The following is a 12842-nucleotide window of genomic DNA, read 5'->3' on the forward strand; positions in this document are numbered from 1 at the left end:
GGTATGTAATTAAGCTATGGACGCGATTACTGCATGGCTATATTAATCATGAAAAGGGCAGTAAAAAGGAGGGGAAATTCCATGTCCTTCGGTACGAAACTTTTTTCCGCTGTTTTGTCTCCTTTTGGCGGTTTCCTGATCCCTACTCATAAAGCTCTTTCTATTTAACATCTCTTTCGTTACTTCCAGTGCTTTTTGAAAGAAAGACTTATTATATATATCTTGTTTTATATGTTTTTGAGGTAAATATAAGGTGGAAACTTTTTTTACATCTTCATCCTTACTGCCCCAGTCATTCTGCTTGTTTTCTACTTTGTTTTCTACTTTGTTTTCTGCCATTCCTAACAACTCTTTCCAATATGTAAAATGCTTATGTCTTTTTAGGAAAATGACAGGTGTCTTGTATCCATTCGAGTGAGGGTTGTGCCTATAAGCTACAAAGACCTCCCCTGACTGCTTTAATACCATTAGGGCCTTATCAACTGTTGCAAGGGACACATCTAATTTCTTAGCCAGTGTTTCCCTGCCATTGAAACTGTACCCTCTATCGGTTGCCATATAAATGATTTCATCAATCACAGATAATAGTTTCTTCGCCCTGCCCCATCTTATCGCCACCGTTTCCTTTATTCTGGTAACAAAATCATCTTTCATTTCTCTTCTTTCTCTTACTGTCATGTCTAGTGCTTTTATGGATTGAACCTGTCTAAACTTTTGATCTACAATTAAAAACAACATAAAAACCCCTTCCTGCATGGTAGGTAGGGGTTTTTCACTTCTCGTTTCTAAAAAGATGCACCATATGTATTGATAAGCCCAACGATTTTTTATATACTAGGCTCAACTAGGTTTTCAATATTCAATACAAATGGTTTTTCACTTTGTGGATTGGTTGTTCTTGAGAAGTGAGAAACCCCGGAGGAAAGTGTTGGTAGCACTTTCCTCTTTTCTTTTTGTCTATTATTCTATCTTTTCGGACAATCCTTTTCAATAATAACTAGCATTATTCGTTAAAACCACCCCTCCATTGTTTACAAATTCCAACCAGGTGGTACAATGAAAATGACAAAATAATAAAGAAATAAATTTTTAAAGAAATAAAGAATACTTTTATGTGAGGAGGGCATAACTTAATGGTAACTACAATGGAGAAGGGAAGATTTTCCATGAAAAATGGTAAATCAGTGCGCCGCGTAAAAGTGTCAAGACAAAGACAGATTAACATTCCGAAGGAGTACCACGAAGCGTTGAATTTAGAGGATGAAGCATTCTTGGAGTTTACGGGAAAAGAGATCATCATTCGCCCCGCCGATCCCGAAGTCATTGATTTCTCCGAAGATATTTTAAGGGACCTCATCAGTCAGGGGTATGAAGGAAATCAATTAATAGAGGAATTTACAAGAATAAAGTCAAATATACCGAAAGCGCTTGATTATTTGAAACAGGAAACCATGGAGCAACCTACTGTTACAGGAAGTCTCGACGAATATTTAGACGCTTTGGAGGACGAAGACGAAGATGAGTGACCTTTTGCCCCTGAAACTCAGTAAAAAAGCTAGAAAAGACCTGAGAAAAATCAGAAAATCGGATAAAACATTGTACGAAAGAATAAATGATGCCATTTATAGCCTGCAGGAAGACCCTCTAATTGGAGAAGCAAAAAAAGGGGATTTGAAAGGATACTCCTGTTTAGATGTGAAGCATGTGAGGACGAGTTATAGAATTTGTTACACCTTAGAAGAGGATGAAAACGGAGAGTTGATATTAGTAGTCATGATCGGAACAAGGGAAAACTTTTATCCAGAATTAAAACGGTATTTAGGATTATAGAAAGAGTCTCTTTCTTAATAAAGAAGTGACTCTTTTTTTATTGGACAAGCCCCCCCAATTAAAATGACTTGCTTGATTATTTACTGGGTGCCGGTGCCTAACCTATTCAAACATGAACTTTACATGAATTGTAATGTAAACTGTTCATGAGAAAAAAGGTGAAAACCCTGTAAGAGAAGAAATAAATATAAATAGTTAGCGAATGAACAATAAATAAACAGGCTGGTTAGAGGTGAAATAATGCAAAAAGAATGGCTCTCTTCCCAAGAAGTAAGTAAACGAACAGATATCCCTTTGAACACAGTTAATCGATACTTACGCATACACGGCCATTACTTAAAATTTAAAAAACAAGGGAATTCTTACCGCACACATCGTGAATCACTGCCTATCTTAAGTGAGATAAGACGCTTATATCATGAGAATTACAGTCGTGATGAAGTGGACGAGGAACTAGCCCACATATCAGTCATGACTATTGATGTTGTCGATGAACAGACGAAATCAAGGCAGAGTGTAGATGTTGCTACAGCCCTTCATGAGATGCGCGCAGCGTTCATGGAATCTATCAATGAGATGAACAGCAAACTAGAATCTGTTCAGCAAGAACTTAGCGAAACAAAAGAAGAAAATATCCGGTTGAGGTCTAAATTAACTGACCTAAACGAGATTACTACTAGTACATCTCATGAAGTTGCAGCCACGAGAAAGGAATTAGAATCTGTTCACACTAGTATGGAAACCGTCACAAATAAGGTAAACAGCATGAACGACCGTGAATGGAGTACCCTGTCTATTGAAGACGTTCGTCAAGTTATTCAAGACCATAACCAGAACAGGAAAAAATGGTATGAGTTTTGGAAATAACTTCAGCCATACGTAGATATGCACTAGATCCCAATGATCGAAGCAGTTTCTCAGTCACTATGTATACGATTAATGATCATTTTCACTTCAGCAAACAATGTTTTTTCCATGGATACCGCGCGAATCCATTTGAGCATACAGGTAACGGAGTTCATGCATTTCGCGTCCTCTGCTTGTTGCAAAAAAATGTAAAGGAGAAGGAGAAGGAGAAGGATAAATAAACATAAAACAAAGTCGCCCCAGCAAATCAATTTTCAAATTATTTACATATTTGAAAACTTTTGTATGTAATGGTATTATGTTTCTATAAAAGAGGAGAGATTCGGCTTATTAGACAGCTCCCACATGTTATTCTATTAATCTTTTATTTTTTCGTAGGAGGGTTATTATGAGATTTAAGGTTATGTTAAGTTTCCTATTCGCGACTACTCTTTTGTTTTTTAGTTCGACGCTGCATGCCCAAGAGGATAACACTGCTGAATCTGACGAGTACATAGTGGAAGTCTACGATCAAAATGATAATTTCATAGAGGAAATCAAACAAAATAGGGAAGAAATGAAAAAGCAGAAGGAAGAGTTTAGCAACCAATTATCAACCGAATCAACCTTACAATCAACATATACATACGGCGAAACTATATTTAGCAATTATGTATGGATAGACAGTGGGAAACTCTTTTATAATCCGTGGCTCTAGATGCGGAATCAAGAACACGAGCCGAGCGCTTCGGTATAGAAGTTTACACTTGGGATGATGAATACCTTGGCAAAATAATGGTGGAAGATGTAGCAGGGTGGGTAACATTTCCAGTGGACCGATTAGCTAAACCCGATACCCAACATAAATTTAGATTTATTAATGAAGGGGCTGGCACGGTAGAGCTCGTCGGAGGTAGCGTATATTACAATTATTAACAAGAAAGAAGCTCTCTTCTAATAAAGAAGGGGGCTTTCATTATACATGAAACCTCTTCATATATTTCCAATACTACAAAAGATCTCTATATACTAATAAGTGATTTATGTCTTTGAATTTCTGATATTATCAAAGATAAGGGGGCATCTATGTCTATAAGCATGATCGTACAGCTTGCACTGGCCTCTGTCCTTTTTATATTTGCTACAATTTGTGCCTGGTATGAGGGAAGCGAGATATTTTATAAGACTTTTGAATGGAACCGATCTACATTTTTCTCTAACCTAAATGGAAATGTAATTAGAAGCAAAGACGACATACATGTGTTAGACCATTTTGTATATGCTGCAAAATTTAAGCCTATTTTTCCACTTTTAATGACGTTTAGTCTAGCATATATCTTGTTTTTGGTAACCTTCCTTATAAATAGGAACTCTTTGAAACTTGGAAAAATTATAAGAGGTATCCTGGGGCTTTTTTATTTTGCGGTTTGTATATTATTTTTAAATAGCTCCACAATTGGGGGGAAGATTTTATTAACTTCGTGCTTAATCATCGGGACCATTTTTTTAATTGGACCTCGATTGAAAAGTTTTATAAAATTTCACCAAAGATGATAACGTTGAATCTGACGAATATATAGTTGAAGTTTACGACAACAATAACAATCTCGTAGAGGAAATTAAACAAGACAGAGAAGAGATGAAAAATTTAAAGAAGGATCTCAAAGAATAGAAAGGATTTTATAATGTTAAAATATACGCTTTTGGATAAAAGCGTACATTTATTTTGTTGTTTTATCAGGGGTTTTCTATTATAATGAGTGTAAAATGTATTGTTCTGCCGCCTATCATACATAACCGTACATTTTAAAAAGGGCGTGACATCCGATGAAAACCTCCCAACAAGAAGGGATTATTCAAGTGGAACCTCTCCGGACCACAGAGGAAATCAAAGAAATGAAACTGGCCATTAAACGCGGAAATAAAGCCAAGCCAAAACGATTGGTCTTAGCCGAACGGGATCTATTTCTGTTTACCTTTGGGATTAATACCGGGCTTCGGGTTTCCGATATCGTCCAATTAACAGTCAGAGACGTAAAAGGAAAAGATATGATGCTCATTCGGGAAGGGAAAACCGACAAACCCCGAAAAGTGATACTGTCCGGACTAAAAGAAGAAATCGATCGTTACGTGGAGGGAAAAGACAACGGGGAGTATTTGTTTCTTTCTCAAAAAGGGAATAAACCAATGACAACCACACAGGTTTACAGAATGCTCAGGGATGCCGGCGACTGGATCGGACGCCAGGATATCGGTACCCATACGATGCGGAAAACCTTTGGGTATCACTACTACCGGCGCACAAAAGACATTATGAAACTGGCCGATATTCTGAATCATTCCGCCCCAAGCATCACCAAACGATACATTGGAATCACTCAGGATGAGATTCAGGAAAGTCTGGAAGGCTTCAAACTTTGAAAAAAAACGAAAGCAACGATCAAATGGAGGAGAAGAAAGAAATGAAAATAGAAATCGAAGTATCCAAAGAAACGGCAAGAACACTAGAAAACATGGCGAGGCTCCAGCAATGCTCCATCCAAGAAGCAGCCCATACCGTCCTAGAACGTTATTCCAAACGAGCTAAACATCAAATAGAGACCGCGCAACGTTCAGCTGATCTTATGTTGAGGAATTCGTCGGAATAATTTTTATAAAGGCAAACTTTATCATCACTTGCGGCATCTTAAAGGCATCCCACAGCAGGAACACCAGCACTTTGCTACATTTATGCTAATGAATAGGAGAGGAATAGGATGGATCTATCCAGCTTTCGTGAAGCAATGTTTTACCAAAGCGTCTTCCTGGCTTATGATGAAACAGATGTAGACAAATTAATACAGTTAGCAAAAACAGACCGTCGTGTACGAAATTACCTGGTGTGGTACTTGCTCGCTGCGGATGATGAAACGAGAGGCCAATATGCTGCAGAAATGGTCCAGTGGAAGAGAGAAGTGTTTACTGCTTTAAAAAAGATTCAAAAGCACCCCCATGCACGCCGAGAAGCAAAAGAATTAGCACGTGAGCTTCTTGCTCAGTTTCACCCACCACATCCTCCGGAAATAAAAAGGACAGAATACGGCGTGCCTGACGAGATGGCCAAAGCTTTTACCACAGTCGTAAATCATTTCATGATAAAAAAAGAGGAAACCCCAGAACAAAGAGCTTACGTAGAGGAAAAAATGGCTTCCATCGATTGGGAAAACCTTTTTGTTAAGAAAAAACGTTCCAATCATGAGGGATGATGAACATAAACTTCTTCAAATATAAGAATCTAATTTCTATTTGGGGTAGAACCAGCAACTTTCCCATAACCAGCAGAGTGGATTACTAAATTGGAAAATACTAATCTATTTCACTGGAGAATTAGAGGAACCCCAAGATTATGAACCAATACTGTGGTGGTATTTTATTAAAAAATTGCTGTTGGAGTAACTCCAGGATATAGGATGCAACCCCGTCACCGTGCGCGAAAGCGTCCGTAATTACTTGTGTTCATTACAAATAAAGTTTTTTTAACGTAAAGCCCCAACCTTCCCCGATGAATTAGATCGTTCCGTGCTCTCTTTTTTTCCTCGGTATGGTGTTAAGTAAAAATAAAGTTCTACTAAAGGCACCCAATAGTCCAAGAATAGTGCAACTTTTTTAGACAAACTTGTACATTAAAATTTCATCGATGTACTCCTCTTTATTAAATTTCAATTCTTTTATCCGACGCCCTTCCTCGACGAACCCAAGTTTTTTGTACAAATGAATTGCACGCTCATTATTCGAAAAAACAGCAAGCCCAACTTTTTCAATTAATGGATTGTTTTTTGCCCATTTGAGAATTACATCCATTAACGTACTGCCCACACTTGTTTCGCGCCATTCCTTTTGAATAAAAATACCCAGTGCTCCGACATGAGCTTTCCGCTTTTTTGATTCGTTCCTGATACTAACAAAACCGATGATTTCATCGTTGATTTCAGCAACTAATAACATATTTCCAGGTCTATTAAGATCCTCTTGAATTCGTTGTTTCTCCTCTGTAGTCGTCAAATTAAATTCATTAGATTGGGTCACCATGTAACGATTTTCTCCCGCTATAGAGAATTGAATATCTAGTAATTGGAGAGCATCATCCGGAATCGCTTCACGAATAACAGCTTTTGACCCATTTTTAAGTTCGACTATATTCATTGCCCAATTCCTTTCATTAAACTTTGCTTTAGGTTAGTAGCCCCGTTAGTGAATAATGATAAAGAACATTTTAAAAAGTAAACAACTTTATCTTTTTTATCCTAACGGATTAACCCCTTTGTTTGGATACATTAAATTAACTACAGCTGCTTGATATGGAGCCTCCGTTAAGCATGAAGTAACGGCCAAGACGCAAATTTTGAGAAAGAACTAGTACGATTTGCCGTGGGTCAGTAGCCTATCATGCTTCTCCATATAAAGCAATCTTTCGTGTCCAATGTGTTAGGGGGATAATAAGCCAACATATGGTATCCTCCCTATCTCATGGCAAAAGAAGAGAAAAAGTTTGAATATCCTAGTAAAAGAGAGCTTGTGTCCAAATTCAGGGGTTAATCCGGTTTACTTTAATAAGTCCCATTTTTACACGTGTTTGATTACCCCCATAAACAATGATTTAGACACTGTAGAGCTAAGACGCTTTTTTGTACTCACTTGCTTCCCCATATCTTAAGATAGCAGATAAAATAATAACTTCTATCAATGTAAAAATTAAGTTTGCGTAGCCGAAAGATAGAAGCGTTAATTTGTCTATAAAGGTGAGTAAAAAAAGTGATAATACAAATATTAGGTTTTTCGCAAACACTACGTAGTTTACGATTTTACCCATCTCACTAGCAAAAAAATTTGCTACTACTGAGCGTTCCAACAAAAATGAAGTGAGATAAATTATATATACAAAAGCATAATTTATACCTAATTGATTAAAATCTAAAATTTTCACTATAATACTTCCGTAAATTAAAAGCAATAAAAAATATAGCGGATAAATAGTTATTTTACTTTTAATACCCTTTGATCGAGAATAAACTATCCACTCAAAGTAACCATGAGAAAAAAGCAAGAGAGGTGCAAAATATCTTTCAAGTACGAAAAAAATAGTAGCTGAGGAAACACTCAATTTCACAATGAAAATACTCGATATCAACTGTAAAGTTGAAGAAGATAAGAGTTTTTCTAGTGAATTAGTGGTGGCATTATTTATAAATTTTAAAATGTTCATATGTTCTACTTGGATTAATTTATTTTTCATAAAATATAGTATATAAATTAGTGCAACTAAAGAGTCTGCCAAAACAGTAGCGATTCCACAACCCAATAATGGATTTCCAAAAAGATTCACGGTTATAAAAAGGTAATCAAAAATCAAGTTGAATACGACAGCCATTATACTAAACTTTAAAGTTTTCTTCGTAAGTCCATTTCCTCTTAAAATCCCAGTACAAATAAATAATAAAGATGTAGGTATAATCGAAAAACATATAATTTGAAAATACGTTTTAATTTGTGGGTATAATGGACTTTCCAATGCAAAAAATAAAAATAGGTCAGCAAATAACTGAGCTATTAATACTAAGATAAATGCTGACGCTAAGGCGAAGGAAGTTATGTACCAAAAGTTTAAAGGAGAATTATTGGCTTGGTTTCTATTAGATTCTATACCTAATCCAATGATTAAAGAAATAATTAGTGTAAAAGGAATATAAGCTACCCCAACAACTGTTAGATAATCATTAGATATTGTATTCAAAAAAGTAAAATCAGTTATCCCTTGCAAAGAGTTTACCATCATTGCTAGCCATACGGGTGTTACAAAACCTAACATTCTTTTCATGATGTTACAAGTTCTTTTTTTATAACTATAGGACAATACGGATCATCACCAAATAAATCTCCGTTAACTCCATGAGCCCTACATCTGCATCCTCCACAAAAATCTTTAAAATCACATGTCTGACAAATCCCATTTAATTTTTCTTTTGACCTAACATCGTTTAAAATATTACTATTTTCCCAAATATCCTTTAAATAATTTGAATCTTCATTGTCAAAAACATTTCCTAGTATTATATCTTCGCATGCGGTACAACCTAAAATATCGCCATTTGCTCGAACGTGCAGGGTGGAACTAGCAAATGAGCAACTACCTGTTGATCCATTATCTATGTCCTCTCTATATGTTTCCATATCGTAAAGAAAAAAAGTTACTTCAGTAGCCCAAAGCTTAAAGTTATCACTAATTAAACCTTTATTATCTAATATTTGTTTTGATACGAAGTTAAGTTTATCAAGGTTAAAAGTTGCTTCGCCCCGGCCGTTAGGTTTAACGGTAGCCACGGAAATATCTTTGGCACCAATATCGTGTGCAAATTTTATTGTTTCATCAACATCATAACAGTTTGTATCACTTACAGTCATATTGATCCCAAAAGGCACGCCTTCATCTTTAATATAATCTATAAAATTCATGGATCTGGCGAACGCTTTAGGCCCTCGAATACTGTCATGAACATCAGGTTTACAGCTATCTATAGAAATAATAAAGTGCTTAAAGTAATCAGATTCTTTACAGAAGTTAATAACCTCTTTATTTTTAATTGTTGCATTAGTTGTTATGGAAAATCCAAAACCATGTTCATCTGCCTTTTTGATAATATCTTGTAGTCCCTTTTGAAGAAATGGTTCTCCACCAGTCAAAGCTATGTCTGGTTTTTCAGGAAATTCTTTTAACATATTTAAAAATTTTTCAAAGTTCTCCGTAGATACTTTATTAGTTAAATTATTTAAAGCGTTTCTAACACAAAAATCACAGAATAGATTACACCCTTCAAGTATTTCTAGTGCTACTATATTTAAAGACTTCACAAACATTCCTCCTCTTTTCTACAGCCGCCATCCTATAAAAAGATAGCGGCTGCTTCATTTACCCTATGTGTATATTAACGATATTCATGATGGCTATTCCTCATAATCTACACCTCCTTATAAAGCTCTCACTAAAACGGTAACACATATCCATAAAAAGGAAAATATTAAAAAGTGATAAGTTTTTGAATAATTGATAAAATTGTTTTATGTTAAATAAAAAAGTACACAACAACTTTATACTTTACAGGTATGCCAATGGTGACGTTCCGTGGGGCTACCTATTTGTTCAGTCCTCATGGAAAAAAATACTCGGATCTAGTTAAAATGGAACAATCGATTTCCCCGCATAAACTTCGCCTTTTTCTTTTTACCTGGCTGAAGAAAAAAGGCATAGACGATGCGCTCATCCAACCGTACTCCGGTCACAGCAACCGTCAATCTCTTGAGGTTTACTCAAAATTGGCGATTACAGAGACACAGGATGGCTATAATCAGGTGATTGATGATTTTCCAGTACAAAGTCCGGAAAATCACACTTCCAATTTAAGTAAACTACTTTGCGGGTTAACCGACAGTTGCTGGTTCTACCCCTATTTGGATGAAACAACTGGCAACATCCTCAACCATGATTTTTCCTTGATAATCGTCATCCCAAGTATAGATTTCCATCGAGACCCCGTTTGTTGAACAAAGTATCTTTTCTTCTATTTAAGTGTAAAATTCGAAATGTGCATCAAAGAACGTAAGTAATATCTGGTTATTTGTTTTCCATATACTCCTTTTTAAGTGTTGTATTTATTGCTTCGACTAACGCGAGACAATCACGCATCAGTTCTTTATCTTTACTGTTTTTCCACTGCTCACCTTTTTTATTGAGATGTTCTTAAATATGAAATAACTTCCTCCACGTTAATTCCTCCTACGCACGATTTTATTGTAAGAGAAGCATATGTCTCTCAACATAATTATGCCATTACGTTAATGGTTACAATTTTTTGCAATTGCTTTCCCCCGGTAACCCTAATAAATCGGATTCTTTAAGTCCTAGCCCTTCATATAAACCTACCTATATCCTGCTTTCAATAAAATTCAACAGCTAATTCTAACTTAATACTCCACCCTTAAATAATCTCTCCCACTATATATCCACCTATCTAACTCTATCTACTACTTACACTCTACCCTCCCCGCACCCACACTCACACTAATCCTACCTAATGCTTCACTACCTACCCACCCCTACCTCACTTGTTATGTTCCATTTCGTACCGGTACGTGGATTATATACCTCTAGTCCTGGCGAATGATCACGGGAGGAATACCTGGACTGCCGTGATCATTCGCCAGGACGGTCACGGCATGCAGCACCCATCACGTTTATCCAATCGTGAGGTAGGGAGACCCAATCAGGCCAATAGACAACAAAACCATCATCTGGCCCTTAAAAGAAACCATGAAAGAAACCTTTATGTTGAGAGGAAAATGAAATATCAACACAACAAATGTTTTATTAAAACTCTTATGGCTATCTGCATTATTTTGCTTCAGCAAAATAAGCCAGCCTTCAGGCTTCTTCATTCTTAGAAACATCCCACAATTGTTCAGCCAATATTCCATCCGTTCCGTTTAATTTTGAACCCTCTTTTTTCTTACGTGTTCGATTAATGCAAATAAAATGCGCTCCTCTTTATCTTCAAAATCCTGGTCCATAAGGATGCGCTCCCCATTGTAAAGGAAGGCATCCAGTAAATACGGGATACGCGGAGTCTTGTATCCTCGTTTGTGCTGAGAGACTTCTTCCCATACATGCTTTTCAAAGGATTTGGAATACCCTCTGTGCTGCACACATTCCTGGATGCGTGTCTTTTTCAGCTCAATAAAATCCTCAAATATATTCCTTTGAATCACTTCCCACCACATTTCCGCGCGAGCCTGCTCCTTGATCTCCTTTTTTGCAACATTTGTTGTTTTACTAGATCCAAAAATCTGGTCTGGAGACCTATCTCGGATAAAGGCGTAAAGATCCTCCTCGCTAATCCGCCATCCTTCTTTACGTGAACGAGGTGGTTCCCCTTGAATGGTCCCATTACGCAGCCATCGTCGTACACTCTCGATGTGTGTCGTGATTTTATAGGATTTTAATACGTCAAAAGCCTCTTCCACGCTATACATTTTCATGCCAACACACCCTTTAATACAACAATTATTGTTTTCATTATACAATGATTGTTGTATTAATAAAAGATACATAAATGGAATGGTGTTGTTTAGCTACTACTTTTTTTAGAGAGGAGCTAAACACGAAATCACCCCGGGGGGTCGTCCGTGTCTTTTTAAATAATATATTTCACAGAACCCTTAAACACGTTCACTTCTATAGGTTGATCTTCTTTCGTTACTTCTAGCAACATATCGTACTGAAACACCTTTATTAACTTCCCTCGCAGTACTTTCCCGTCCAAAAAATAAATAGCAACTTCTTCCCCAATTTTTGATTCATAACCGTACACCTGTTTATTTTTATTTTTAGCCATTCTACTCTACCTCCATTTCGTTATATAACTGGCCATTAGTAGCCTGTTCCTCTTTTTCTATGTAAGAGAACTCAGTTGTTTATGATAGCATACCCATTTCACATAGCTTCCCAGATTCCTTGAACATTCCAAAGCACAAAATGAATGGTTTGCCTTCTGGATTCAACGAGAAAGACTGCTCCTTGATTTCTTCTTTTACATGCCAACATCCCTTTAACACAACACAAGTAGCTTATTAATACAATATTCGTTGTATTAATAAAGAGAAAGGAAGGGGGCTTTCCTGGCTGCTTCTATTTCTTTAAGAGGCGGGATTGCCCTTAAGAATGGGAGCATCATTCCTTACTGACCCCTAACCAATCTATATTAGGGTATACAGGAAGTTGTTTTTCCCTTTCTTTCTCTTTCCGCACCTGAGCATACTGGTTATATCTATCTTCGAAGATAGATTTGAAGTATTGAGGAGTACTCTTCTCCCCTTCGATGTAAGCAAAGTCTATCAGGGTATGGTCTAAGCTGTTCCAATGATCTTTATTCATGTGACGAGGCAATTTCAAGGCAATTCTGTAAGCATCTTCTTTTACGGTATCCAACACATGAGGATGTCCAAGGAGCTTGGAGTGATATTTGGTATAGCCCACCTTATTATGCAGCCACAGTCAAACTGGATGGTTATGTTTGGTGTCGTCTTAGTGTTTACTTTTCCTGCTTATCTTATTATAGGGCTTCCAGTTTCTGTTCTTG

18 protein-coding genes are annotated in these 12842 nt (G+C 36.7%); 10 read left to right on the forward strand and 8 right to left on the reverse strand.

All coding sequences use genetic code 11. From position 1 onward, the window contains the following. Positions 1-42: 42 nt before the first annotated feature. Complete coding sequence (locus ACE1TI_RS20670; RefSeq protein ID WP_375009417.1) at positions 43-738, reverse strand: hypothetical protein; 696 nt, start codon at positions 736-738, stop codon at positions 43-45. A 395-nt stretch (positions 739-1133) separates the two neighbouring features. Here ACE1TI_RS20670 and ACE1TI_RS20675 point away from each other — a divergent pair, with 395 nt between their 5' ends. The 9 genes from ACE1TI_RS20675 (at position 1134) to ACE1TI_RS20715 (ending at position 5921) form a co-directional block, all read left to right on the forward strand. Beyond that, positions 1134-1526, forward strand: a complete 393-nt coding sequence (locus ACE1TI_RS20675) for an AbrB/MazE/SpoVT family DNA-binding domain-containing protein (protein WP_375009418.1) — start codon at positions 1134-1136, stop codon at positions 1524-1526. Further along, positions 1519-1830, forward strand: a complete 312-nt coding sequence (locus ACE1TI_RS20680; protein ID WP_375009419.1) for a type II toxin-antitoxin system mRNA interferase toxin, RelE/StbE family — start codon at positions 1519-1521, stop codon at positions 1828-1830. The genes ACE1TI_RS20675 and ACE1TI_RS20680 overlap by 8 nt, the downstream gene beginning before the upstream one ends. 240 nt (positions 1831-2070) lie before the next feature. Next, positions 2071-2697 (forward strand): hypothetical protein, encoded by a 627-nt coding sequence (locus ACE1TI_RS20685; RefSeq protein ID WP_375009420.1) that lies wholly within the window; start codon positions 2071-2073, stop codon positions 2695-2697. Positions 2698-3085: 388 nt separating this feature from the next. After that, positions 3086-3394 carry a hypothetical protein gene (locus tag ACE1TI_RS20690; RefSeq protein WP_375009421.1) on the forward strand — a complete coding sequence of 103 codons (309 nt, stop codon included), beginning with the start codon at positions 3086-3088 and terminating at the stop codon, positions 3392-3394. Then, entirely contained in the window at positions 3385-3612 is a 228-nt protein-coding gene (locus ACE1TI_RS20695) for a hypothetical protein (protein WP_375009422.1), read from the forward strand. The genes ACE1TI_RS20690 and ACE1TI_RS20695 overlap by 10 nt, the downstream gene beginning before the upstream one ends. 162 nt (positions 3613-3774) lie before the next feature. Then, positions 3775-4230, forward strand: a complete 456-nt coding sequence (locus tag ACE1TI_RS20700; protein ID WP_375009434.1) for a DUF4306 domain-containing protein — start codon at positions 3775-3777, stop codon at positions 4228-4230. 273 nt (positions 4231-4503) lie between these two features. Then, positions 4504-5097, forward strand: a complete 594-nt coding sequence (locus ACE1TI_RS20705; protein WP_375009423.1) for a tyrosine-type recombinase/integrase — start codon at positions 4504-4506, stop codon at positions 5095-5097. Beyond that, entirely contained in the window at positions 5094-5324 is a 231-nt protein-coding gene (locus tag ACE1TI_RS20710; protein ID WP_375009424.1) for a hypothetical protein, read from the forward strand. Before ACE1TI_RS20705 ends, ACE1TI_RS20710 begins: the two co-directional genes overlap by 4 nt. Before the next feature lie 108 nt (positions 5325-5432). Continuing rightward, positions 5433-5921, forward strand: coding sequence for a hypothetical protein (locus tag ACE1TI_RS20715; protein WP_375009425.1), 489 nt, complete (start codon positions 5433-5435; stop codon positions 5919-5921). 400 nt (positions 5922-6321) lie between these two features. Here ACE1TI_RS20715 and ACE1TI_RS20720 read toward each other — a convergent pair whose 3' ends face one another. The 3 genes from ACE1TI_RS20720 to ACE1TI_RS20730 form a co-directional block, all read right to left on the reverse strand. Beyond that, entirely contained in the window at positions 6322-6858 is a 537-nt protein-coding gene (locus ACE1TI_RS20720; protein WP_375009426.1) for a GNAT family N-acetyltransferase, read from the reverse strand. A 469-nt stretch (positions 6859-7327) separates the two neighbouring features. Then, positions 7328-8530 carry an MATE family efflux transporter gene (locus ACE1TI_RS20725; protein ID WP_375009427.1) on the reverse strand — a complete coding sequence of 401 codons (1203 nt, stop codon included), beginning with the start codon at positions 8528-8530 and terminating at the stop codon, positions 7328-7330. Beyond that, positions 8527-9561 (reverse strand): radical SAM protein, encoded by a 1035-nt coding sequence (locus tag ACE1TI_RS20730; protein WP_375009428.1) that lies wholly within the window; start codon positions 9559-9561, stop codon positions 8527-8529. The genes ACE1TI_RS20725 and ACE1TI_RS20730 overlap by 4 nt, the downstream gene beginning before the upstream one ends. 258 nt (positions 9562-9819) lie before the next feature. On the opposite strand from ACE1TI_RS20730, the gene ACE1TI_RS20735 reads away from it, so the two are divergent. Beyond that, positions 9820-10251: a tyrosine-type recombinase/integrase gene (locus ACE1TI_RS20735; RefSeq protein WP_375009429.1), complete on the forward strand. Its 432-nt coding sequence runs from the start codon at positions 9820-9822 to the stop codon at positions 10249-10251. 690 nt (positions 10252-10941) lie between these two features. Here ACE1TI_RS20735 and ACE1TI_RS20740 read toward each other — a convergent pair. The 4 genes from ACE1TI_RS20740 to ACE1TI_RS20755 all read right to left on the reverse strand — a co-directional run bounded on the left by ACE1TI_RS20740 (position 10942) and on the right by ACE1TI_RS20755 (position 12694). After that, positions 10942-11142, reverse strand: a complete 201-nt coding sequence (locus ACE1TI_RS20740) for a hypothetical protein (RefSeq protein ID WP_375009430.1) — start codon at positions 11140-11142, stop codon at positions 10942-10944. Between the two features lie 48 nt (positions 11143-11190). After that, positions 11191-11742 carry a hypothetical protein gene (locus ACE1TI_RS20745; protein ID WP_375009431.1) on the reverse strand — a complete coding sequence of 184 codons (552 nt, stop codon included), beginning with the start codon at positions 11740-11742 and terminating at the stop codon, positions 11191-11193. Between the two features lie 155 nt (positions 11743-11897). Further along, entirely contained in the window at positions 11898-12098 is a 201-nt protein-coding gene (locus tag ACE1TI_RS20750; RefSeq protein WP_375009432.1) for a hypothetical protein, read from the reverse strand. Positions 12099-12433: 335 nt separating this feature from the next. Continuing rightward, on the reverse strand, positions 12434-12694 hold the full coding sequence (locus ACE1TI_RS20755; protein ID WP_375009433.1) for a hypothetical protein: 261 nt from the start codon (positions 12692-12694) through the stop codon (positions 12434-12436). Positions 12695-12842 lie beyond the last annotated feature (148 nt).

It is taken from the genome of Alteribacillus sp. JSM 102045 (assembly GCF_041949975.1).
Taxonomy (GTDB): Bacteria; Bacillota; Bacilli; order Bacillales; family Marinococcaceae; genus Alteribacillus.

What these genes read in the sequence shown, in the direction of transcription:
- ACE1TI_RS20670 (WP_375009417.1), bottom strand. Translation starts at nt 738, where the DNA reads ATGTTGTTTTTAATTGTAGATCAAAAGTTTAGACAGGTTCAATCCATA.
- ACE1TI_RS20675 (WP_375009418.1), top strand. Translation starts at nt 1,134, where the DNA reads ATGGTAACTACAATGGAGAAGGGAAGATTTTCCATGAAAAATGGTAAA.
- ACE1TI_RS20680 (WP_375009419.1), top strand. Translation starts at nt 1,519, where the DNA reads ATGAGTGACCTTTTGCCCCTGAAACTCAGTAAAAAAGCTAGAAAAGAC.
- ACE1TI_RS20685 (WP_375009420.1), top strand. Translation starts at nt 2,071, where the DNA reads ATGCAAAAAGAATGGCTCTCTTCCCAAGAAGTAAGTAAACGAACAGAT.
- ACE1TI_RS20690 (WP_375009421.1), top strand. Translation starts at nt 3,086, where the DNA reads ATGAGATTTAAGGTTATGTTAAGTTTCCTATTCGCGACTACTCTTTTG.
- ACE1TI_RS20700 (WP_375009434.1), top strand. Translation starts at nt 3,775, where the DNA reads ATGATCGTACAGCTTGCACTGGCCTCTGTCCTTTTTATATTTGCTACA.
- ACE1TI_RS20705 (WP_375009423.1), top strand. Translation starts at nt 4,504, where the DNA reads ATGAAAACCTCCCAACAAGAAGGGATTATTCAAGTGGAACCTCTCCGG.
- ACE1TI_RS20715 (WP_375009425.1), top strand. Translation starts at nt 5,433, where the DNA reads ATGGATCTATCCAGCTTTCGTGAAGCAATGTTTTACCAAAGCGTCTTC.
- ACE1TI_RS20720 (WP_375009426.1), bottom strand. Translation starts at nt 6,858, where the DNA reads ATGAATATAGTCGAACTTAAAAATGGGTCAAAAGCTGTTATTCGTGAA.
- ACE1TI_RS20725 (WP_375009427.1), bottom strand. Translation starts at nt 8,530, where the DNA reads ATGAAAAGAATGTTAGGTTTTGTAACACCCGTATGGCTAGCAATGATG.
- ACE1TI_RS20735 (WP_375009429.1), top strand. Translation starts at nt 9,820, where the DNA reads ATGGTGACGTTCCGTGGGGCTACCTATTTGTTCAGTCCTCATGGAAAA.
- ACE1TI_RS20740 (WP_375009430.1), bottom strand. Translation starts at nt 11,142, where the DNA reads ATGAAGAAGCCTGAAGGCTGGCTTATTTTGCTGAAGCAAAATAATGCA.
- ACE1TI_RS20745 (WP_375009431.1), bottom strand. Translation starts at nt 11,742, where the DNA reads ATGAAAATGTATAGCGTGGAAGAGGCTTTTGACGTATTAAAATCCTAT.
- ACE1TI_RS20750 (WP_375009432.1), bottom strand. Translation starts at nt 12,098, where the DNA reads ATGGCTAAAAATAAAAATAAACAGGTGTACGGTTATGAATCAAAAATT.